This window comes from Nitrosomonas sp. Nm33 (assembly GCF_900107265.1).
Classification (GTDB): Bacteria; Pseudomonadota; Gammaproteobacteria; order Burkholderiales; family Nitrosomonadaceae; genus Nitrosomonas.
Window position 1 is genome coordinate 1 of sequence record NZ_FNPJ01000028.1, and the last position, 24,083, is coordinate 24,083.

Below are 24,083 nucleotides of genomic sequence, written 5' to 3' on the forward strand. Positions count from 1 at the left end.
TAGCCGCGGTCAATGTCGTTTTGCCATGATCCACATGACCTATTGTGCCAACGTTTACATGCGGCTTCAATCGCTCAAATTTACTCTTCGCCATGTTATATCCTTATCTTCAATAATTATTTGCTTTTATTGATAATCGCTTCAGCAACACTTTTTGGTGCTTCTGAATAATGTTTAAATTCCATTGTATATGTCGCTCTGCCCTGTGTTGCGGAACGCAAAATAGTTGAATAACCGAACATTTCTGCCAATGGAACTTCTGCTCTTATAATCTTGAAACCCATTGTATCATCCATGCCCTGAATCATGCCGCGCCTTGATGACAAATCACCAACGACATTCCCCATAAACTCTGCTGGTGTTTCCACTTCGACCGACATCATTGGTTCCAACAATACTGGACTGGCTTTTCTCATACCATCCTTAAATGCAATCGAAGCAGCCATTTTAAATGCGTTCTCGTTTGAATCAACGTCGTGGTAAGAACCATCAAACAAGGCAACTTTAACATCTACCACTGGATAACCAGCTAGAACTCCTGATCCCAAAGTGTCCAGCAATCCTTTCTCTACTGCTGGTATGTATTCACGAGGAACCACGCCACCTTTGATTTCATCAATAAACTCAAACCCTTTTCCAGCCTCGTTGGGCTCCATTCTTAACCAAACATGTCCATACTGGCCACGGCCACCACTTTGCTTGATAAACTTACCCTCGATCTCAACTTTTTTCTTGATTGCTTCACGATAGGCTACTTGTGGCGCACCGACATTTGCTTCAACACTAAACTCTCGTCTCATCCGGTCCACAATGATCTCTAGGTGCAACTCACCCATCCCAGATATGATCGTTTGACCCGACTCCTCATCAGTACGCACACGAAATGACGGATCTTCCTGCGCCAAACGATTTAGCGCGATCCCCATTTTTTCTTGATCATTCTTAGTTTTTGGTTCGACAGCCACATGTATTACCGGCTCTGGAAATTCCATGCGCTCCAAGGTTATAACATGTTCCTGATCGCACAAAGTATCACCGGTTATTACCTCTTTCAAGCCAACAGCAGCAGCGATGTCACCTGCGCGCACTTCTTTGATTTCTTCGCGCTGATTGGCGTGCATTTGTAATAATCTTCCAATTCGCTCTTTTCGACCCTTAACTGGGTTATAAACGGTATCCCCTGATGTAACCACACCGGAATACACACGGAAGAAAATTAGCTGGCCAACATATGGGTCGGTAGCAATTTTGAAAGCTAAGCTAGAAAACGGTTCATCATCACTTGCATGACGCTCATCCTTTTCACCACTTTCCGTTGCGCCCTGAATAGCAGGAATATCTGATGGAGAAGGCATATATTCCACCACTGCATCCAGCATGGCCTGCACACCTTTATTTTTGAAAGCCGAACCACACAGCATTGGGACAATTTCATTAGCCAGAGTTCGCGCTCTTAAACCCTGCTTTATTTCAGCTGCTGAAAGCACCCCTTCCTCAAGGTATTTATTCATTAACTCTTCCGAAGCTTCTGCAGCAGACTCTATCATTTTCTCTTGCCAAGTCTTCGCATCATTCTTCAAATTATCGGGAATATCTCGCTCCTCAAATCTCATACCCTGAGAAGTTTCATCCCAATAAATAGCTTTCATTTTTACCAGATCGACAACGCCCTCAAATCTATCTTCTGCACCTATTGGTAATTGAATAGGCACAGGATTAGCTTTCAAACGTGTTTTTATCTGCTCTAAAACACGCATGAAATTTGCACCTGAGCGATCCATTTTATTTACAAAGGCAAGTCGTGGCACCTTATACTTATTAGCCTGCCGCCAAACCGTTTCAGTTTGGGGCTGCACTCCACCGACCGCACAAAATACTGTACATGCACCATCCAGCACTCTCAGGGAACGCTCTACCTCAATAGTGAAATCCACGTGACCGGGTGTGTCGATTATATTTATACGATGCTCCGGATAATTACTTGCCATCCCTTTCCAGAAACAGGTTGTCGCAGCCGAGGTGATTGTGATACCACGCTCCTGCTCTTGCTCCATCCAATCCATCGTTGCCGCACCATCATGAACCTCCCCTAACTTATGGGATACGCCGGTGTAAAACAAAACACGCTCTGTCGTTGTTGTTTTCCCAGCATCAATATGCGCCATGATTCCAATGTTGCGATAGCGTTCTATGGGCGTTTTTCTAGACATTAATCTAAACTCTTATCTTATATTACGAACTAAATATTTAACTGACAAAACTCTTCACTAAGTGCTTGATTGGCGCTTATTTGGCCAAGTTCAAATCTTTGTAAATCTATTAAAATCGATAATGAGAGAATGCTTTATTTGACTCCGCCATGCGATGCACCTCTTCACGCTTCTTAATTGCTCCACCACGACCCTCTGAAGCCTCTATTAACTCTCCAGCCAAGCGTATATCCATAGACTTCTCACTGCGTTTACGAGCAGCATCCCGCAACCAGCGCATTGCCAACGCACTACGACGCACCGATCTCACCTCTACTGGAACTTGATAATTAGCACCACCAACACGCCGACTTTTAACCTCGACGATAGGTCTAATATTTGCCATCGCCTGAGTAAACACCTCCACAGGATCCTTGCCAGTTTTTTTCTCAATTTGTTGCATCGCGCCATAAATTATTCGCTCCGCTACCGACTTCTTTCCTTGGATCATCAATACGTTTACAAATTTAGCCACCTCTACATTATGGTATTTCGGATCTGGCAGAATCTCGCGTTTTGGTACTTCTCTACGTCTTGGCATTTACTAACCCCGAACTATTTTATCTTTAATGATTTCACACTCGTCACATTGCACAATCATCATATTGCTAGAAACATCTTATTATGATGCTTTTGGTTTCTTAGAACCATATTTGGATCGTGCTTTCTTACGGTCTTTCACTCCAGCCGTATCTAAACTTCCACGTACAGTATGGTAACGGACCCCAGGCAAATCCTTAACGCGCCCCCCCCGGATTAACACTACTGAGTGTTCTTGCAAGTTATGACCTTCACCACCGATGTAGCTTGTGACTTCAAATCCATTTGTCAATCTTACCCGCGCAACTTTGCGTAAAGCTGAATTTGGCTTCTTAGGAGTCGTTGTATAAACTCGAGTGCAAACACCCCTCTTTTGTGGACAGCTCTCTAGTGCTGGCACTTTACTTTTTACACGCTTTGCTTTTCGCGGCTTTCTTACAAGTTGACTTATGGTTGGCATAATATTTTATTTCTCAATTAAACCTTTGTCTTATTTTTCATCACGATTTTAATATTGGTATAGGTAAACTGCTTTAACTTTATTTCATCTTATCTTGACTCGCCTTTTCTAAAAATCTATTTCTCTCTTTTCCGAGTTCTCATGTTTAAGATCTTAAAAGAGGCAGCTAAAAAGACTGCGGATTGTATGGGGTTTATCTTCTTATGTCAAGAAGGAAGAACAATTATTGTCTGATTTTCATTTATCAAAATTACAAATAAATTACGAAAATACAGTACAGCAGAAATTTTTTATTGCTTTTAAATTAGCTGCATAATTTTCCGGTTAAATAATTTTTCTGGCTACAATTTGCTCAATATTTCTTTGGATATTAACCTATACCTTAAGTTTCTGTTTTTTATCAATCTGATAATTTCTTAAGCCAGCTTTGTTTCTATTCTTTTTTCAACGATTTTCTGAGTTTCGCAGCTATTCGCATTCTAAGCGCATTTAATTTGATAAATCCTGCGGCATCTGCGTGATTATAAGCACCGCGATCATCTTCAAATGTTGCCACCGCCGAATCAAACAAGGAATCAGTTTTAGAATCACGACCAACCACTACTACGTTGCCTTTATAGAGCTTTACCCGCACCCAACCGTTAACATTAAGCTGTGATTCATCAATCATAGCCTGCAACATTTTTCGCTCAGGACTCCACCAATATCCGCTATAAATAAGGGCCGCATAACGTGGCATTAACTCATCTTTTAAATGAGCCACTTCCCGATCTAATGTGACAGACTCAATGGCGCGATGAGCCCGCAACATGATTGTGCCACCTGGCGTTTCATAGCATCCTCGTGACTTCATACCGACATATCTGTTCTCAACCAAATCTAAACGTCCGATACCATGTTTACCACCCAATTGATTTAGTTTTGCGAGAACTGCCGCGGGCGATAACCTTTCTTGATTCAGCGCAACAATATCACCATGCTCAAATTCTAAGTCGAGATACTCTGGTTCATCAGGCGCTTTTTCTGGCGCAACTGTCCATCGCCACATTGATTCTTCGGGCTCTTTTGCCGGATCTTCCAATAGACGTCCTTCATAGGAAATATGCAATAAATTTGCATCCATACTGTACGGAGACCCAGTTTGCTGTTTCATCTCAATTGGAATACCATGTTTTTTTGCATACTCCAAGAGCTTCTCGCGTGAAGTGAGATCCCATTCACGCCACGGAGCAATCACATGGATATCGGGTTTCAACGCATAATAACCAAGCTCAAAGCGAACCTGATCGTTTCCTTTACCCGTTGCGCCATGTGAAACAGCGTCTGCGCCCGTTTCTTGAGCGATCTCAATCTGCCTCTTGGCAATAAGTGGTCTTGCAATACTTGTTCCGAGCAAATATTCCCCTTCATAAACAGCATTTGCACGAAACATTGGAAACACATATTCTCGAACAAACTCTTCACGTAAATCTTCTATATAAATCTCTTTAACGCCAAAGCTTCGTGCTTTTGCACGCGCAGGTTCAATTTCTTCGCCCTGACCAATATCAGCAGTAAAAGTAACAACCTCACACTGATAAACATCTTGCAACCATTTCAATATGACTGAAGTATCTAGCCCACCAGAAAAAGCTAGAACTACCTTGTTAATTTTATTCATAACAAAACAGAATCCCTACAGATTAATTGAAGCATCCGCTTACTTAATTTCCACTTTGCCTAACAATAAATATTCCATTAATGCTTTCTGAGTATGCAATCGATTTTCTGCCTCATCCCAGACCACCGATTGCAGACCATCTAATACCTCAGCAGTCACCTCTTCCCCGCGATGGGCAGGTAAGCAATGCATAAACAGAGCATCCTTCTTAGCATAAGACATCATCTCTTCATCAACACAAAAATCAGCAAAGGCATTTCTTCGAGCTTCTTCTTCGTCTTCAAAACCCATGCTTGTCCATACATCAGTAGTAACAAGATCAGCGTCTTTTACAGCGTCATGTGGACAGGCAAATTCCTCATAATGATCAGTACTATATAGTCCAGCGCGCTCTGGCTCGACTTCATAACCAGGAGGAGTTGAGACATGAACATTAAAATCAAATATTTCCGCAGCCTGTAGCCATGTATTACACACGTTATTGGAATCACCAATCCATGCCACAGTCTTACCGGCAATACTTCCACGATGCTCTATATAAGTAAAAATATCACCCAAAATTTGACAAGGGTGATATTCATCAGTTAACCCATTAATAACAGGAACACGAGAATATTCTGCGAAACGTTCAATTATACTATGCTCATAAGTGCGAATTACGACTATATCCACCATTCGCGAAATTACTTGCGCTGCATCCTCTACAGGTTCACCGCGACCTAGTTGAGTATCCCTGGTTGAGAGATAAATAGCATTCCCACCTAACTGATACATCCCCGCCTCAAATGATAATCGTGTACGCGTAGAATTCTTATCAAAAATCATCGCTAGAGTCCGGTCCGTCAGCGGCCAATATTGTCGATATTGCTTGAACTCATTTTTAATCCAGCGCGCCCGCTCGAACAAATATTCAAACTCTTTGCGGGTTAAATCGCTAATCTTCAGAAAATGCTTTATTTGCATAAAATGACTGATTTAATTTGATGAATCAGGTCTGTCACGCGTGATCATATTCGCAGTTTGACTTGCCAAGAATCCATCAATAATTTCAGAAGCAATATCAACCACTTGCTTAGCCTCTGCTTGATTCATTACCAGAGCAGGTAACAACCGCACCACTCTTTCCGAAGTTACATTAATCAATAGTCGATTTTTTAGGGCCTCCTTAACCAGCTCACTGCAAGGCACAGGAAGTTCAACACCCAGCATGAGCCCTTGACCCCGAATTTGTATCACATCAAGCCAACGAGCAAGCTTTTCCTTAAACTGATCTCGTATAAAACTACCCACCTGAACTGCATTCTGCATCAAACGGTCTTTTTCAATCACATCCAAGGTAGTTAGCGCTGCTGTGCAAGCAAGGGGATTACCCCCAAACGTCGAGGCATGATTGCCAGGCTTAAACACCTCTCCCGCCTCACCTTTTGCAATACAAGCACCAATAGGTACACCAGAACCCAGACCTTTTGCTAGCGTCATAACATCCGGCATGATACCGCTATGCTGGAATGCAAACCATTTTCCTGTGCGACCAATACCACATTGCACCTCATCAAGCATTAGCAGCCAGCCATTCTGATCACATAATTGACGTAAACCTTGCAGATAATTGATTTGCGGAAAATTGACGCCTCCTTCACCCTGATAAGTTTCCACTAACACTGCTACGACGTTCTTATTATTATCAGCAATCTGAGCTACCGCATTAAGGTCATCATAGGGAACACGCACAAAACCAGCAAGCAATGGCTCAAAACCAGCCTGAGCTTTACGATTACCCGTTGCAGTCAAAGTCGCCATAGTACGGCCGTGAAAGGATCGCTCCATCACTATGATTGTAGGTAATTCAATTCCTTTATTGTGACCATACAATCTTGCCAATTTGATAGCAGCCTCATTTGCCTCTGCTCCTGAATTACAAAAAAATACTCTGTCCATTCCCGACAAAGCAGCCAATCTACCAGCCAGTAATTCCTGTTTTTCGATTTGATAAAGATTTGAAGTATGTATTAATATCCCTACCTGTTCACACAGCACTTTAGTCAATTCGGGATGGCTGTGCCCAAGGCCACATACAGCAATTCCGCAAAGAGCATCAAGATAACAATCGCCACGATCGTCCCATAACCAGACTCCTTCGCCCTTGATAAAAGTTACAGGAAGCCGCAAATAAGTATTCATCAAGTTTGACACAGCGCTACACTCTCACATTTAAGTTTGAAGAAAAGAAAACAAATACGGCGGCATTTGCCGCCGTAAATCGATTAGTAACCGTAACCTTGTATTAAATCTATATTTACTTATTTAGTAAGCTTTTTCAAGGTCTTTTTTGTTTTGTGTTATTTTTAAACATGAAAACATTTTATGATTGAGGCATCTGATCAGCTCAATAGCTTAAATTAATATATTCTGTCATCAAGACTTATTAGCAACTTTTACTTATAAAAAGCTAAGGCTTACGATGCATGCTAAAATATAATATTAATGCTCTGATTCTCTTAGCAAGAAATCAATTTTTATAGTCATATCAAACTTTTCAGCTCAATCCAACAAAATTATATGTGGCGAGCTGAATTCCGAACTCGATAAAATCCATCAAAATGAATCAATTCGCAAAGGAAACTTTATCCATTAGTCTTGAAGAAGAGATGCGGCGCTCCTATCTTGATTATGCTATGAGCGTAATTGTTGGGCGTGCTCTACCCGATGTACGGGACGGGCTAAAGCCAGTCCATCGGCGAGTCCTGTATGCCATGCATGAACTCTCAAATGACTGGAATCGTCCCTATAAAAAATCTGCGCGTATCGTAGGCGATGTCATAGGTAAATATCATCCACATGGCGACACCGCGGTATATGACACAATTGTCCGGATGGCTCAAGATTTTTCTTTACGTTATATGCTAATCGATGGACAAGGCAACTTTGGTTCGGTTGACGGTGATAATGCCGCAGCCATGCGTTATACCGAAATTCGAATGTCGCGTATCGCGCACGAATTACTTGTCGATCTTGATAAAAATACTGTTGATTTCGGGCCTAACTATGACGGCTCTGAGCAAGAGCCACTCATTTTTCCTGCAAAGATTCCTAACTTACTCATCAACGGTTCTTCCGGAATCGCGGTAGGCATGGCGACTAATATTCCGCCACACAATCTAACTGAAGTAATCGATGCCAGTCTTATGTTACTTAGTAGTCCAGAAACCAGTATAAATGAGTTAATGGAATATATTCAAGCACCTGATTTCCCTACAGCTGGCATTATTTATGGTACAGCGGGTATAAGAGATGGTTATCATACTGGGCGAGGTCGGGTGATCATGCGAGCACGCACGCATTTTGAAGACATAGATAAAGGCAATCGCCACAGCATCATCATTGATGAATTACCTTATCAGGTAAACAAAGCTAATTTACTCATACGTATCGGTGAACTAGTACGTGATAAAAGAATCGAGGGTATTTCTGAATTGCGAGATGAGTCTGATAAATCAGGCATGCGTGTAGTCATTGAACTGAAGCGCGGCGAAATTCCTGAAGTAGTCCTGAATAATCTGTACAAAGAAACACAGATGCAAGATACCTTTGGGATGAACATGGTAGCCCTGGTAGATGGTCAACCTCGCCTACTGAATCTAAAACAGATATTAGAAGCATTTCTGCGTCATCGACGTGAAGTAGTCACGCGCCGCACCAGCTTTGAGTTAAAAAAAGCGCGTGAACGCGGACACTTACTCGAGGGCTTAGCGGTAGCATTATCCAATGTAGATGAAATTATCGCGCTCATCAAAGCTGCATCCACACCTTCCGATGCTAAAAGAGCACTCATGTCTAGAGTTTGGCGCTCCCAACTGGTAGAAGAAATGCTCACGCGAGCAATGGTCGATGCAAAAGCTTTCCGTCCAGAGGGATTAGCAGCTGAATTTGGTTTATTCGACCAAGATTATCGCCTGTCTGATACACAAGCTCAGGCGATCCTAGATCTTCGCCTTCAGCGCCTTACAGGCCTAGAGCAAAATAAAATAACTGATGAATATAGGGAAATCATCGATAAAATCATTGATCTTCTTGATATCCTTGCTAGTCCGGAGCGAATTACTGCCATTATTTCGGAAGAACTCACTGGTATAAAGCAGCAATTTGGCGATAAACGTCGCAGTGAAATCGTTATTGATGCCCAAAATTTAAACACAGAAGATTTGATTACACCAGCCGATGTGGTCATTACATTATCGCATGCGGGTTACATCAAATCACAGTTGATGGATGATTATCGAGCTCAAAAACGTGGTGGGCGCGGAAAATTAGCGATAACTACCAAAGAAGATGATTTCATTGACAATATGTTCATCGCCAACACCCATGATTATATTTTGTGTTTTTCCAGCCTGGGGCGTGTGTATTGGGTTAAGGTTTATAATGTCCGTCAGGGGAGTCGATCTTCCCGAGGAAAACCCATAAACAATCTGGTACAGCTGGAAAAGAATGAAAAAATCAATGCGGTATTACCGGTAAAAACATTCGACGATAATCGTTATATTTTTATGGCGACCTCTTTCGGTACTGTTAAAAAAACACCTTTATCTGAATTCTCACGACCACGCAATAATGGAATTATCGCAATTGATCTCGATGAAGGTGATTATCTCATCGGTGTCGCATTAACCGAAGGAAAGCATGATGTCATGCTGTTTTCGGACAACGGTAAAGCCATGCGTTTCGACGAAAATGATGTTCGACCAATGGGGCGCAATGCGCGCGGCGTACGCGGAATGAAGCTCGGCGCTGGTCAGAAAGTTATTTCACTGCTTGTCGCTGAAAACGAGGAACTCGCTGTCTTGACGGCAACCGAAAATGGATACGGCAAGCGTACCCCGATCAGCGAATATACTCGCCATAACCGTGGCACACAGGGCATGATCGCAATCATCACCAGCGCACGTAACGGCAAAGTGGTAGCAGCACAACTTGTCAAACCAGATGATGAAATCATGCTGATCACAACAGGTGGTGTATTGATTCGAACCCGTGTCAATGAAATTCGTGAAATGGGTCGTGCTACGCAAGGTGTTACACTCATTAACCTAGATCAGGGAGAAAAACTTGCTGGGCTGGAAAGAGTGATTGAAACTGATGAAACATAGGATCAATTTTTTTAACAATCCAGGAATCTACCGATGAACATAACCTACAACTTCAGCGCGGGACCAGCTGTATTGCCCAAAGAAGTTCTCCAACGAGCTCGTGACGAGATGCTGGATTGGCATGGCAGCGGCATGTCTGTCATGGAGATGAGTCATCGCGGTGAAGAGTTTATGTCCATCGCCGCCAAAGCCGAAAGTGATTTACGTGAATTAGCAAATATTCCTGATCACTACAAGATACTTTTTCTTCAGGGAGGCGCTTCCAGTCAATTTGCCATGGTGCCAATGAACCTTCTGCACGAAAAAAAGAGTGCTGATTACGTCAACACTGGTCAATGGTCTCAAAAAGCTATCGATGAAGCAAAAAAATATTGCACGGTTCATATCGCTGCTTCAGCAGAAGACGCTCATTTTACCTATGCTCCCACACTCGATAAATGGGAAATTGACCCTCATAGCGCTTATGTTCATTACACACCCAACGAAACCATTGGTGGAGTGGAATTCAACTGGGTGCCTGATCTCACACAAGTGAAAGGCGGAAGGGCTGATATTCCCCTGGTAGCCGATATGTCTTCCAACATTTTGTCACGCCCGCTGGATGTCACACCATTTGGACTTATTTACGCTGGTGCACAGAAAAATATCGGTCCAGCTGGGCTTGTGGTTGTTATCGTACGCGAGGACTTACTAGGTAGGCCGATAAATGGTACTCCGACCATGTATCATTATAAAACTCATGCAGAGCATCACTCCATGTATAACACACCACCTACCTACCTAATTTATATCATGGGTCTCGTGCTTGAGTGGCTGAAACAAAAGGGCGGATTAGCGGCAATGGAGATGATCAATATCTCCAAATCCAAATTACTTTATGATTTAATCGATTCTGGTGATTTCTATCAATGTCCAGTTGCCAGACCCGACCGGTCACGTATGAATATTCCGTTTACACTGAAAGATGCTGCACTCGATAATGAATTTCTAAAACAAGCCAAGGCACGTGGATTACTTCAGTTAAAAGGCCACCGTTCTGTGGGTGGAATGCGAGCCTCGATCTATAATGCCATGCCCTATGAAGGGGTCATGGCTCTGGTTTCTTTCATGAAAGAATTTGAGAAGATCTATGGCTGACCAGACGCAAAGGATTTTTAATATCCTCACGCTTAATCAAATTTCAACAGTTGGATTGAAGCGTTTTCCCTCAGATTGCTACCATATCGGTAGTGATTTAACTAACCCTGAAGCCATTTTGGTACGTTCGCACAATATGCTGAATATGGACATACCCAAAAGCGTTATCGCAATTGGGCGAGCGGGTGCTGGCACAAATAATATTCCTGTTAACGAAATGAATCATCGGGGTGTTCCAGTATTTAATACACCAGGTGCCAATGCTAATGCTGTCAAAGAATTGGTATTAGCCGGCATGTTAATAGCAGCACGCAATCTTATTCCTGCATTTCGCTTTGTGGAAAGTTTGCAAGGTAATGATCAAGTCTTGCACAAGCAGGTTGAAGATCACAAAAAAAAATTCTTGGGAGTGGAATTGCCCAAGCGGACACTTGGCATCATTGGTTTGGGCAAAATTGGACGACTCGTTGCTGATGCTGCCATTAAGCTTGGCATGAGAGTATTGGGATATGATCCGAAAATTACTGTTGATTCTGCCTGGAGTCTCTCTTCAGAGGTACAAAAAGCCCACAGTATCGAAGATCTGTTACGCCACAGTGATTTCGTTTCGTTGCACGTGCCTCTGATGGATTCTACTTATCATCTCATCAACGATGAGCTTATCCACTATCTAAAGCGAGATACAATACTTCTTAATTTCTCCCGTGATGCTATTGTTAACGAAGATGCAGTTCTTGCTGGAATCAAGAATAATAAGATTAAATACTATGTATGTGATTTTCCAAGTCAAAAATTACAGCATCAGGAAGCAGTCATTACGCTACCTCACCTGGGAGCATCCACTCAGGAAGCAGAAGAAAATTGCGCAATAATGGTTGTTAATCAATTGATGGATTATCTACAACACGGCAATATTATTAATACGGTTAATTTTCCGGATGTAGTGATGGAACGAGGATCACCCTATCGGGTTGCAGTTGCCAACGCCAATGTTCCCAATCTTTTAGGTCAAATATCAACTTGCATGGCTAAAGCGGAACTGAATATACATAATATGACCAATAAGTCGCGTGGTGAAATGGCCTATACCCTGGTAGATACAGACAGCCCAGTACCAGAAAATGTGATTGACGATCTTTCTGGAATTACCGGTGTCTTACTGGTACGCTATTTGCCCATTCCGGCAAAAAATTCAGACTAATATTGATTTCCCATGACTGAACAACTCAAACAGTTGCGAGATAAAATCGATTCGATTGATAGCGAATTACTCAAACTCATCAATGCGCGTGCTGAATTAGCACAACAGATCGGCCATCAGAAAAATGGTGTAACCTACCGTCCTGAACGCGAATCTCAGGTATTAGCACGCCTACAGCAATTAAATCCTGGGCCACTCACCAATGAGCGTATCATACAATTGTTCACGGAAATCATATCGGCCTGCCGCGCGATGGAAGAACCCTTGACTGTTGCTTATCTTGGCCCTCAAGGAACCTTTTCTGAAGAAGCTGTAACTAAGCATTTTGGCAGCACGGTGGCAACTCTGGCCTGCAATTCGATTGATGATGTCTTTCGCAAAGTAGAATTAGGTACTGCTAGTTATGGTGTTGTCCCTGTGGAAAACTCTACAGAAGGTGCTGTCGGACGGACTATGGATTTGCTGTTACAAACCTCACTCACTGTATGTGGTGAAATAGAATTGCCAGTCCATCAGTGTTTGATGGCACAACAGACAGATCTAACAGCTATTCAAAAAATTTACTCCCACCCACAATCATTTGCGCAATGCCTTGGGTGGGTGAACAAACATTTACCCAATTTACAAGCCATAGCACGCATTGATACCGCAAGCAATGCTGATGCAGCTCGAATGGCTGCAACAGACAAAAGCGCTGCTGCTATTGCAGGAAAAAAAGCTGCTGACGTGTTTGGTCTTACGATCTGCGCCAAGAATATTGAAGATGATCCGAACAATACCACCCGATTTCTAGTTATTGGCACACAGCAAGTTTCTGCCTCCGGCAAGGATAAAACCTCAATTGTCACATCGACAAGTAACCGTCCTGGCGCCATCCATGAACTATTAGCCCCTTTTGCCCGCTATCAAGTCAGTATGAGTCGGCTAGAGTCCCGGCCTTCTCGTAGAGGGCTCTGGGAATATGTATTTTTTATCGATATAGAAGGCCATCAAGAAAATGAGAACGTTGCAAAAGCGCTTGAAGAAATTCGAGACAAAGCAACTTTCCTTAAAATACTTGGCTCATATCCAGTCGCGTAATAATTTGCGCCTATTCCTGATCTTGGTAATTTTTTAATTCAATATTATTTTCCAGTTTTAGTATTCAAATCTTATGAAACTTTGTGAACTTGCACCAGAATGTATCCGAGCTATACACCCTTATCAGCCAGGCAAACCCATTTCAGACTTGGTACGAGAGCTCGGCCTGGAAAAATACGGTGTTATCAAACTTGCATCCAATGAGAATCCACTCGGAACAAGCCCATTGGCTATGGAAGCAATGATTAACGCACTCCAAGAAATTGCTCGATATCCTGATGGAAGTGGTTTTGAACTGAAAAATGCCTTATCAAAACACTATGGCGTAAATGTCGATCAAATTGTACTGGGGAATGGTTCGAATGATGTGTTGGAACTCGCTGCTCGTATCTTCCTGAAACCAGGTGCTTCAGCTGTTTATTCACAACATGCTTTTGCAATTTATCCACTACTGGCGCAGGCATTAGGAGCGCATGGTATTACCGTTCCTGCCCGACTTTATGGCCACGATCTGGTTGCCATGCTCAATGCCATCACACCAGAAACACGAATTGTCTTTATCGCTAACCCCAATAATCCCACAGGCACACTCTGCGATGCTGATGACTTATTACGTTTTCTTGAGCGGGTTTCACCGGACGTCTTGGTTATTTTGGATGAAGCCTACGATGAATATCTACCTGAAGCTAATAAAGCCAATAGTATTTCGTGGTTGAGAAAATTTCCAAATCTGTTAATTACACGCACCTTTTCAAAAGCATACGGCCTAGCAGGCATTCGGGTAGGATTTGCGCTGACCAACCCTGATTTGGCAGACTTGATGAACCGTATCCGCCAACCGTTCAATGTCAATAGTATTGGATTAGTGGGTGCGCTCGCTGCGTTACAAGATATCGAATTTGTCAAACGCTCCTATGCGCTCAATCGAGCGGGCATGCTGCAAGTAACCAATGGGCTGCGCCAATTGGGGGTGGAATATATTCCCTCTTACGGGAATTTCATCAGCTTCCGCGTGAGAGGTGATGCTACTAATGCAATTAAGGTTTACCAAAGCCTACTTGAGCAAGGCGTTATCGTACGGCCACTGGGTGTTTACGAAATGCCCCATCATTTAAGGGTTACCATCGGATTGGAATCTGAGAACCAGAAATTCCTGTATGATTTGGAACAAGTATTGAAAACCTCCCTTTGAAGATCAATGTCCAGAATCATGATAACCCTATAATCCATCTAAAAGTACGCAAACATGACTTCTCCCCTACTGCACAAGCTAGTTGTCATCGGCGTCGGTCTGATTGGAGGTTCCTTTGCATTGGCATTGCGTCATGCTGGAATGGTCAAGCATATCGTTGGCATCGGACGTAGCAGAAAAAATATGCAGCGTGCTCTTGAGCTGGACATCATTGATGAAGTAGCGGATAGCTTGGCATCTGCACTAAAAGACGCGGATTTTGTCCTGCTTGCCATGCCCGTAGGTCAAACCAGCAACATCATGGCACAGATCGCTCCCTTTCTCGAGCCTGGAACGATTGTCTCTGATGTTGGAAGTACCAAACAAGATGTAATATTCGCTGCACGTACTCATCTTGCCCGGCATCTCACTCACTTCGTTCCCTGTCATCCTATTGCCGGAACTGAATTCAGTGGTGCTGAAGCTGCCAGTACCCATTTGTTTCGCGACAAACATCTGATCATCACTCCCTTGGCAGAAAATAATGATCAGGCAATCAACCTAGTCTCAACACTCTGGCAGCATTGTGGTGCAAAAATCTCTTGCATGACGGCTGATCAGCACGACCGGATACTCGCCATCATCAGCCACCTGCCTCACATTCTAGCGTTTACGCTCATGAATCACGTTCGAACCAACATTGAAGACAAACCTGAAGAGGTATTGCGCTTTGCGGGCAGCAGTTTTCGTGATTGCACTCGCATTGCAAGCAGCTCGCCGGAAATGTGGCGCGACATCTGTCTTGCTAACCAGGAAATGTTACTTAAACAAATTGATATCTATCAGAATGAGCTAACCAGCCTGCGCACTATTCTAGCAAACAACGATGGGGAAGCACTCGAAAGGGCATTTGCGAATGCTCGCGAAACACGGCAACAATGGCTAAAAAACTATTAGATTCCCAAGCAACCGCGCTATGGAACCACTTCTCTGCAGGTTTATTCTGTAAATATGGAAAAAGAAGCAAGTAGCTTGATCGAACTTCCTATTGAAAGAGTAGTCTTTTTATTGTTTATTAATCTTAATTTAAGAATAAAAAAGCAACTATGTATCGACATCTGATTACGTTTATCACCTTTGTCATATCTCTTATATTATTTAAGGAAGCCAACGCTCAGCAACCCAATGCGAAAGTGCCTGCTGGTTTAACTAAAATGACGACAGTTGAAGGTATCTCGGAATATCAACTTACCAATGGATTACGCATCCTGCTTGCTCCGGATAACTCACTCGACTCGATTACGGTCAATGTCGTTTATCTTGTTGGTTCACGTGATGAAGGCTACGGCGAATCAGGCATGGCGCATCTGCTCGAACACCTTTTATTCAAAGGAACGGAGCAATTTTCCGACATCAAAAATGAATTTACCAAACGCGGTGCCCGTTGGAACGGTACCACTTCCTATGATCGCACCAATTATTTTGAAACTTTTACCGCCAGCGCGGATAATCTTGACTGGGCACTTCGCTTAGAAGCTGATCGCATGGTCAATTCACGCGTTGCAAAATCAGATCTCGATAGCGAAATGACCGTGGTACGCAACGAATTCGAAGCCGGTGAAAACAGTCCCTTCAGCGTGCTAGCTGACCGCATGACTTCGGCAGCTTATTCCTGGCACAATTATGGCCGTTCCATCATTGGTTCACGCTCAGATATCGAAAATGTACCAATTGAGCGATTGCAGGCTTTCTATCGTCATTATTACCAGCCAGATAATGCTGTGCTTGTCGTTGCAGGAAAATTCGAGGAGGCTGAAGCATTAAAAATGGTGGCGCGTCATTTTGGTCCTCTTCCACGCCCGACGCGCAAACTGCAAAAAACCTATACAGCCGAACCAACGCAAGACGGTGAACGCATGGTTAAGCTGCGGCGTGTGGGTGATACCCAGATTGCCGCCACACTTTATCATATTCCTTCTGGCGCACATCCTGAGTATGCTGCGATTGATCTACTGGTCACCATCCTTAGAGAAGTTCCTGGCGGCAGATTGCACAAAGCACTAGTAGAGTCTAAACATGCAACCTCCATTCTGGGTTTTGAACGACAGTTGCGGGAAGCAGGGTATGCTTTTTTCGGCGCAAATCTACGACCCGACATGTCACTGGATACTGCGCGCGATGACCTGATCAATACCATCGAATCGCTCGCTGCTCACCCGATTACTGCCGAAGAGCTTGAGCGCGCTCGTACTCGCCTGCTAAATGAAATTGAACAACTACTTGCCGATACACGCAAGTTCTCCATCACGCTCACTGAATACATTGCCATGGGTGATTGGCGATTACTGTTCCTGCATCGCGATCGCATCAAACAAGTAACACTCGATGAGGTACAGCATGCCGCTAATAATTATTTCAAACCAAGCAATCGGACATTGGGTTTATTTATCCCTACTTCGACACTTGATCGTGCCGAGATACCAGCAGTCCCAGATGTAGCCCTCATGCTTGAAGGATATCGTGGTGATCCCAGCGTAAGCGCTGGAGAAGCCTTTGATCCCACACCCACGAATATTGAAGCAAGAATTGTTCGTGCTACCTTACCTGGAGGCATGAAGCTTGCCATGTTACCCAAGAAAACCCGTGGTGGTACAGTCGTGGCATCACTTTTACTGCATTGGGGTGATGAGGAAAGCACACAAAACCGGGCTACAGCATGTGATATAACAAGCGCCATGCTGATGCGCGGTACGAAACACCATACTCGTCAAACGCTACGTGACACATTCGACAGACTCAAAGCACAGGTCGACGTTAATAATGAAGGCGTTTCCATTGAAACAGTACGCGCCAATCTCCCCGATACACTCAGACTGGTTGCTGAAGTATTGCGCGAACCAACTTTTCCTGAAAAAGAGTTTGAACAGCTAAAACTCGCAATGCTGTCATCCATCGAAAGCAAGCGAAGTGAACCTGGCGCCCAGGCAAGCTTGCTCATGGAGCGTCATCTTGCTCCTTACCCTGCCTCGCACTGGCATTACACACCTACACTAGAAGAACGTATTGAGCGCATCAATGGGCTGACCCTTGCCGAAGTAAAGCAATGCCATAGTGAGCTATTTGGTGCTTCGGACAGTGAATTTTCTATCATAGGTGATTTTGAGCCGGAAGAAATTCTCCAGCTCACACGACAGCTTTTTGGTGACTGGAAAAGTCCACGTCCCTACCAACGTATTCCTGTGCCCTATCAAGACATCACCCCCATCAATCATGACCTTGAAACACCAGATAAAGCCAATGCCGTATTTCAAGCTGGTATGAACCTAAGGTTGCGTGATGATCATCCTGATTATCCTGCTCTGATTGTAGGCAATTATCTTCTTGGTGGCTCGGCCGACTCAAGATTATGGCGCCGCATCCGCGAACAGGAGGGCTTGTCCTACAATGTCGCATCGACTCTCTCAGCCAGTACTTTTGATGAACAAGGTGAATTCAATATATATGCCATCTATGCGCCGGAAAACCGTGCACGTGTCGAGTCGGCCGTGAAGGAAGAACTGGAGCGCGTAATGAAAGAAGGTTTCACTACAGAAGAAGTTGAAACAGCCAAGGCTGGTTATCTCCAAGCACGGCGCATCGCCCGTGGACAAGATAAAGCACTTGCTGAACGTCTGGCTAATTACCTGACACGCAAGCGCACCATGCAATGGGATATCGAGTTTGAAACCAGAATTGCAGCGCTCACTCCAGAATCGATTCTCGCTGCATTGCGCAAGCATCTCGATTTCAACAAGCTGACGATTATAAAAGCTGGCGACTTTTCCAAAGTCACCACTGCTACTGCTTCACAATAACTTAAAGCGATCTCAATAATCGCTATGGAGTGATGATAAGTAACAACGCTCGGAGCCCTGGAAATACACTGCGCTCCGAGCTCCGAGCATAGAGAAGTGCAATACATTCCTTAATATCTCTGTTAAAAGAATCTGGCAAAACAAGCAAGAGGTTGGGTGTGCCTTGCACCGTATTCACTTCGCTTACTTATTGAGACCTTCCCTCGCAATCCCCATCTTGGGCTCAGGCTCACTCGCTGCAAAATCGAGTTCTACTTTCGCGCCATCTGGATCGTGACAAAAAAGCTGCCACGTTTGTTGACCTATGAGTCGATGGAGCTTGAACGCAATACCGTGCAGGTTGAGTTTATCCACAACTGACTGGAGATTGGATGCAGTAAACGCCATGTGATCAATGACGCCCTGCGCATCTGCTGGTAAAGGTCTGCCTGCAATGATATGTAGAATGGCTTGGTCGCCGGAATAAAGCCAAGCACCTGGAAAAGAAAAAGGTGGGCGATATCCTTCCGTTAATCCAAGCACGTCAATATAAAAAGCCTTGCACTTGTCCAGATCGCTGGTCAGCACTGTAAAATGGTTCATACCCTTGATTGCCATTTTGATTTCCCAGAATTTGTCATTTTTTTATAGTCTAAGTGACGCAACATTTCAACCCGGATATTTTGCCAGGACGCGGGATGATGATGAAGAGATTTGCGAGCGGATTTACGTATCCCGCGCCAAGCCGATATCCACGAATATTGGTGCGGAGTGGGGGCGGAGAAATGCTGCAAATCTCCCGCCAGCATCCGCGAAAGCCAACGGTACAAATTGGATTTCCGTAAATCTGTCCAGAAACACTTGTTCATCAATTTTTGCATTGTAGTAAAAGCCGACTTGGTGAAATATTCGGGTTAAGCACATTTTTCTCAAGGCAAATTAAAAATCATGCGACCTTACCAATTGACTGATGAATCATTTAATCTTAACCAAGACAAAAGACAATGGGTAATTTCATAGCCATATTGAATATATGGCAAGAAAGCCCTGCGGTGTTAAAAACAGGCTCAAAATGCTCATTTATCAGATATAAACCCCGCTTTTTTCGCCTGTTTTTGCCTATCATCGACTGCCTCGAATACGTTTTTCAACGGCCTGTTAATGTCGAGGTAGTTACCAGACACTACACCCCGCTTCGAGGTTGAAGGTACTGATCTTTTATCAGTACCTTCCGGTCTTTGTAATCAAGCTGAGCTATGCTGTTGTCAATGAATCAAGGTCGCTTCAATCGCTGCAAAAGTTTTGGCAACTCCTGGAAGTGGAATGGCAATGCCTAACTGCTTTTCGATTTGGGTCAGTGAAAAAATCCCGCATATCGTTGGGGCACCATCAATATCTCCCTCCATAACCAGGGTATGCTGGCGCCCTGCATCACACAAACTAGCAATCACATCCCCAACTTTTGCACGCAGCACTTCCTTGAAGGGAATCACTTCTAAGCAATCGAGTGGTGTCATGATATCCGAGACTAGAATCTCACTACGTTTCATGCGGTATTCCTGAATGAAGCGCAAGGGTTTCTCACCAAGAATATCGGAAGCGGTAATCACCCCCTGCAGAAGATGATCATCATTTAATACAAACAACGAGCGCACCCCTCGTTGCATCATATATTCATTGGCTGACTCCATAGTTGCATGTGGGTCGATCTCAGCAACATGACTATGCCGCAAATCAGTCATAATTTCGAGCGCAGGCGATTCCATTGTCACAAATTTTGGCGGAGTTGGGTGGGCAATCCGAACAGCACCTGTTAAGTGTTGTGCAGGAAGTACATGGTATTCAGTCATGATAACATCCTCCATGGTTAGTGGATAAGTACGTGAAAGTGAGAAGGATTAAAGCAAGCTTCAGACTATCTTATTTAACTTTACGCTTATCAAAATAGAGGGTCAATACTGCATATTGCGTCGTATTACAAAATATTGTGTATGTTACATCCACCCAAGCTCAGAAACATGCCAAACGCGCACTAGCTGCTTTACTTTGCTCAAGCCTATCAACGATTCAATCAAATCAAACAGCTTCAAAACTGTTTATGGGTTACAACAATAGCTTAATTTTGGTTGTGCAGGAATATTGCGCCGAGCGGGCTGTAGCTGCCTTGAAGCAGATGGTACATGCCATGGTACGAATACGACGTGATGAAATCACTCATTTATTGTCCATGGCAGAGCTTGTTCCAGGCGATATCGTGTTACTTGTGCTATCGAAGCGGAAAAATGGCTGGCGCGCAGCGCGGCATTATTTAATCAGAGCGAGGCGTGGTTTCTTGCTGATTTCTCTTTTTTTAATCCAGGTTTCACTAGCGTTCAATTTCAAATCCCTTGAATGACTGACGGGCACGCTGGTAGGCAAGCGCTGCAAGAGCAAGATCTCCCAAAGCCAGACCGCGGAAAATAAAAGCAGTCTTTTCATCGTCAGAGCAGCGCCCAGCGATGTCACCATTAACCAAACCTGTCAGATCACCACTCACTAACTCAGGATCAACCAGAGGTGTGGACATTTGCGCCTCCTGCTCAATATCATCAATGATAATTCGGTCGAATGTGGGCATACCGTTTTTTAACCAGGATGCAGCCAAGTCAACCGCCGTGACAAAGGCACCTGGCTTCAACCAGCGTGCATCAAGAAAGGGAACGAGCTCGGGCGAAAGGGTAATGGTCGAAATTATCAGATCAGCGTCACTCACCGCTTCCCAGGCACTCTTGCTAGCGACTGCCAATAGACCCAGCTTTTCCGCTGCCTGACATAAAGCTTCCCGGTTTGCGCTTCCGCGACCGAACACTCGAATTTCCTTTAGAGGAAACAACTCAGAAAAGGCCTGCAAATGGCTGCGTGCCTGAACACCGCAACCGATAAATGCAGCGGTGGAAGCATCAGACTTTGCAAGCTGCCTGGCGGTAACCGCACTCAATCCTGCTGTGCGCATTGCTGTAATCCAATTACCATCCATGACAGCCAGTGGCAGACCTGTATTGCTATCAAGAAGGGTGACCAATGAGTTAATATCCGGGAGTCTATGTTCCCGATTGCGCGGATTGAGAATAAGCGACTTTACAGCCAGAAAAGGTGGATCATCGGCCGCAGACAGTGTCGCCATCATGTATCTGCCATCCGGCGGTGTAATAACAGCCTTCGGTGCATTCCAGACCTGTGACTGTCTACGCCCATGCAAAAGATACTCAATACTTTCGATAATATCTTTTGTCGTGAGAGCCAAGCTCTCAAGCGTCTTATGGGATAGATACAATAAGCTCTCAGGCTGTTCCATTTCTACTACCCATTTTTCATTACCTTGAAACTCAGAATGACTGCTATGGCAGGTACAAACGTATAAGCAATCCGAAGAAAGATCTAATCAGTATGATTAAGCGCCCATCTCACGATATCTGCCATTCCCATAGCTCCCGACTGATGTGCCACCTCACGACCGTGCTGAAACAACACCAGCGTCGGGATACTGCGAATAGCGAACTGGGCACCCAGCATCTGCTCAACCTCGGTATTGACCTTGGCCAGACGCACTTTGGGCTCAAGCTGGGTGGCGGCCTGAGCAAACTGAGGCGCCATCATTTTGCAGGGACCACACCATGGCGCCCAGAAATCTACTAACAACGGAATATCATTATGGCTAATATGCTGCTGAAAGGTGGACTCAGTCAATTCAACGGGATGACCATCAAACAGTAGCCGGTGACATTTACCACATTTCGGTGCTTCACTCAGTCGCGCAGAAGGAATACGATTGATAACATCACACTGCGGACAAACAATATGCATAGACTCGTTCATTATATCTTCCTAATCAAAGATTACCGATCTCCCTATTAGCCAAATTACACTCAAACCAGCATCTGTACATCGCCTGATCAACTACCAGGGCGATCAGTCATGGCATAAATTTGTAAAACTGTAGCGCATCCTCAAACAGGCTATCAAGCGTCTTCTGATGCAAGTAAGGCATGTGTCCGCCATGGTAGACCTTGAGCTTAATGTTATTACTTATCAGCGGATCCAGCGCCATTTGTTTGATCATTATCTCCGAGGCATAGTATGGGGTGACCAGGTCGAAAACACCATGCACAATCTGCGTCCGCATAGCAGGATTCAGGTTCATGGCCTCTTTCAGATCTGAAAGGGCTTCGGCAAAGCCTTGTTGCCCGCGAATTCCAGATCGCCAATTCCACGATTCAGATACCTCTTCATTTAACAGCAGAAAGGGTATATCAGTTTTAAAATTGAGGCGATCGCGGACATAATTGTTAAAAGCTGCTGTCAGAGGCGCATTGAGCCGCTGGAGATAGAAATCGCTGCCAGTAAGCAGTGATGTAGCTGGCTTTGGATCGATTAGTGTAATCGATCCATCATACAAAGTCAGCACACGACGCTGGTGGGCGAGCAGCGCCTTGGCAAAACGCGCGGAAGGAACACGCCCCATCCCACGTAGCAGGATATCCTTATCCAAACCGATCAATCTACTGATTTGCTCAAGCAAATCCTGTTCGAACGAGCCCGTTGCCAGTCCGCGAAGATAGTCTGACAAGGCGACACGCTCCACTTCCGCTAGCGAAGAACGGGGATCACTCGCCCGGTAGTTTATCTTGTTACTGCGTTCATGGACTGCCGCCACCGCCGCGTAACTCGGCAATAACGACACCCATGGCCACAGGTTGCGCTCATCACTCAAGATAAAACTAAAATCCAGCGCAGGCGAAATCAGGATCAAACCCGTTGGCGCAATACCAAACTTGGATTGCAACCGTTTAGACAGGCGCGCGACCCGGAATCCCCCATAACTCTCACCAACCAGATAAATGGACGATAACCAGCGATTTTCTTCAGTCAGATAGGTACGAATAAAACGAGACAGCGAAACGGTATCTTCCTCAACTCCCCAGGCCTTCGCTTGCGGAGGGGTATTGCCGGAAGATTCCGGTTTCCGCCTAACCTCATCATCTTTCTTGCTGCTTTCGTCATGCCTCACTTCACGACTATAACCCGTTCCGATAGGATCAACGAAAACCAGATCAGTAAAAGCTAGCCAGCTTCTCGGGTTGTCCACGATTCGCGCTGGCGTCGGCGGCACGGTACCATCTGGATTGAAAACCACTCGCTGTGGTCCGAGCGCGCCAAGGTGCAGGTACGCGGAAGCGGCACCAGGGCCACCATTAAATACAAAGGTAAGCGGTCGGGGACACCCACCCTGCTGTTCCCTCGTGTAGGCAATATAGAAAATCTGGCCTATTGGTTTTGATCGTTTATCATAAACCGTGATCGATGCAGCGGTAGCCGTATAGTCAAATTTTACTCCGCCAGCCGTAAAGGTATGCGAAGTAATGGAGCGATTGGAAACATCAAGAACACCTGGTTCGTTCAAAGGCTCTATTTGTACTTGAGCCTTCTCCGGTGCGCTCAGCACAATCGTTACCTGCGACAAGCAGAACCAGGTTGTAACGAATATCCATAACATGCGCGGATTTAGAACAAATTTCCCCGTCATCGTAAGCTCCCCTTCCACAAGCACTAAGTTGGCATTTTATTT

The 24,083-nt window shown here is 44.5% G+C and carries 20 protein-coding genes; 8 read left to right on the forward strand and 12 right to left on the reverse strand.

Annotated elements, in window-relative coordinates:
- From BLV54_RS07520 to BLV54_RS07550, 7 genes are all read right to left on the reverse strand, one after another.
- On the reverse strand, positions 1-94 hold a 94-nt coding region (locus tag BLV54_RS07520), incomplete at its 3' end, for a GTP-binding protein (protein ID WP_090570040.1).
- Between the two features lie 22 nt (positions 95-116).
- The gene (fusA, locus tag BLV54_RS07525) at positions 117-2,210 is read right to left on the reverse strand and encodes an elongation factor G (RefSeq protein ID WP_090570043.1); all 2,094 of its coding nucleotides are present in this window, start codon (positions 2,208-2,210) and stop codon (positions 117-119) included.
- A gap of 109 nt (positions 2,211-2,319) precedes the next feature.
- Complete coding sequence (gene rpsG, locus BLV54_RS07530) at positions 2,320-2,790, reverse strand: 30S ribosomal protein S7 (protein WP_090570046.1); 471 nt, start codon at positions 2,788-2,790, stop codon at positions 2,320-2,322.
- Positions 2,791-2,871: 81 nt separating this feature from the next.
- Positions 2,872-3,249 (reverse strand): 30S ribosomal protein S12, encoded by a 378-nt coding sequence (rpsL, locus tag BLV54_RS07535; RefSeq protein WP_090570049.1) that lies wholly within the window; start codon positions 3,247-3,249, stop codon positions 2,872-2,874.
- 433 nt (positions 3,250-3,682) lie between these two features.
- Complete coding sequence (locus BLV54_RS07540; protein WP_090570052.1) at positions 3,683-4,909, reverse strand: argininosuccinate synthase; 1,227 nt, start codon at positions 4,907-4,909, stop codon at positions 3,683-3,685.
- Between the two features lie 39 nt (positions 4,910-4,948).
- Positions 4,949-5,872 carry an ornithine carbamoyltransferase gene (gene argF / locus BLV54_RS07545; protein ID WP_090570055.1) on the reverse strand — a complete coding sequence of 308 codons (924 nt, stop codon included), beginning with the start codon at positions 5,870-5,872 and terminating at the stop codon, positions 4,949-4,951.
- A 12-nt stretch (positions 5,873-5,884) separates the two neighbouring features.
- Positions 5,885-7,090 (reverse strand): aspartate aminotransferase family protein, encoded by a 1,206-nt coding sequence (locus BLV54_RS07550; RefSeq protein WP_090570056.1) that lies wholly within the window; start codon positions 7,088-7,090, stop codon positions 5,885-5,887.
- Positions 7,091-7,509: 419 nt separating this feature from the next.
- Here BLV54_RS07550 and gyrA point away from each other — a divergent pair, with 419 nt between their 5' ends.
- The 7 genes from gyrA (at position 7,510) to BLV54_RS07585 (ending at position 18,499) form a co-directional block, all read left to right on the forward strand.
- Complete coding sequence (gyrA, locus tag BLV54_RS07555; RefSeq protein WP_090570059.1) at positions 7,510-10,056, forward strand: DNA gyrase subunit A; 2,547 nt, start codon at positions 7,510-7,512, stop codon at positions 10,054-10,056.
- Positions 10,057-10,089: 33 nt separating this feature from the next.
- Positions 10,090-11,193 (forward strand): 3-phosphoserine/phosphohydroxythreonine transaminase, encoded by a 1,104-nt coding sequence (gene serC, locus BLV54_RS07560; RefSeq protein ID WP_090570062.1) that lies wholly within the window; start codon positions 10,090-10,092, stop codon positions 11,191-11,193.
- The gene (locus BLV54_RS07565; protein ID WP_090570065.1) at positions 11,186-12,394 is read left to right on the forward strand and encodes a phosphoglycerate dehydrogenase; all 1,209 of its coding nucleotides are present in this window, start codon (positions 11,186-11,188) and stop codon (positions 12,392-12,394) included. The genes serC and BLV54_RS07565 overlap by 8 nt, the downstream gene beginning before the upstream one ends.
- Positions 12,395-12,406: 12 nt before the next feature.
- Positions 12,407-13,474, forward strand: coding sequence for a prephenate dehydratase (pheA, locus tag BLV54_RS07570; protein ID WP_090570068.1), 1,068 nt, complete (start codon positions 12,407-12,409; stop codon positions 13,472-13,474).
- 73 nt (positions 13,475-13,547) lie between these two features.
- Positions 13,548-14,666 (forward strand): histidinol-phosphate transaminase, encoded by a 1,119-nt coding sequence (gene hisC / locus BLV54_RS07575; protein WP_090570071.1) that lies wholly within the window; start codon positions 13,548-13,550, stop codon positions 14,664-14,666.
- Between the two features lie 54 nt (positions 14,667-14,720).
- A complete protein-coding gene (locus BLV54_RS07580; protein ID WP_090570074.1) occupies positions 14,721-15,602 on the forward strand; it encodes a prephenate dehydrogenase in 882 nt (293 codons plus the stop codon).
- A gap of 149 nt (positions 15,603-15,751) precedes the next feature.
- The gene (locus tag BLV54_RS07585; protein WP_090570077.1) at positions 15,752-18,499 is read left to right on the forward strand and encodes a M16 family metallopeptidase; all 2,748 of its coding nucleotides are present in this window, start codon (positions 15,752-15,754) and stop codon (positions 18,497-18,499) included.
- 183 nt (positions 18,500-18,682) lie between these two features.
- On the opposite strand, the gene BLV54_RS07590 is transcribed toward BLV54_RS07585, so the two are convergent.
- Together BLV54_RS07590 and BLV54_RS07600 are read right to left on the reverse strand one after the other, a co-directional pair.
- Complete coding sequence (locus BLV54_RS07590; RefSeq protein WP_090570080.1) at positions 18,683-19,096, reverse strand: VOC family protein; 414 nt, start codon at positions 19,094-19,096, stop codon at positions 18,683-18,685.
- A gap of 647 nt (positions 19,097-19,743) precedes the next feature.
- Positions 19,744-20,328 carry a CBS domain-containing protein gene (locus BLV54_RS07600; RefSeq protein WP_090570086.1) on the reverse strand — a complete coding sequence of 195 codons (585 nt, stop codon included), beginning with the start codon at positions 20,326-20,328 and terminating at the stop codon, positions 19,744-19,746.
- 137 nt (positions 20,329-20,465) lie between these two features.
- On the opposite strand from BLV54_RS07600, the gene BLV54_RS07605 reads away from it, so the two are divergent.
- A complete protein-coding gene (locus tag BLV54_RS07605; protein WP_143032449.1) occupies positions 20,466-20,873 on the forward strand; it encodes a hypothetical protein in 408 nt (135 codons plus the stop codon).
- Here BLV54_RS07605 and BLV54_RS07610 read toward each other — a convergent pair.
- The 3 genes from BLV54_RS07610 to BLV54_RS07620 form a co-directional block, all read right to left on the reverse strand.
- Complete coding sequence (locus BLV54_RS07610) at positions 20,844-21,812, reverse strand: ornithine cyclodeaminase family protein (protein ID WP_090570093.1); 969 nt, start codon at positions 21,810-21,812, stop codon at positions 20,844-20,846. The two genes, BLV54_RS07605 and BLV54_RS07610, sit on opposite strands and share 30 nt — an antisense overlap.
- An 83-nt stretch (positions 21,813-21,895) precedes the next feature.
- Entirely contained in the window at positions 21,896-22,333 is a 438-nt protein-coding gene (trxC, locus tag BLV54_RS07615) for a thioredoxin TrxC (protein WP_090570096.1), read from the reverse strand.
- Between the two features lie 97 nt (positions 22,334-22,430).
- Positions 22,431-24,041: a S10 family peptidase gene (locus tag BLV54_RS07620; protein WP_090570099.1), complete on the reverse strand. Its 1,611-nt coding sequence runs from the start codon at positions 24,039-24,041 to the stop codon at positions 22,431-22,433.
- Positions 24,042-24,083: the final 42 nt, after the last annotated feature.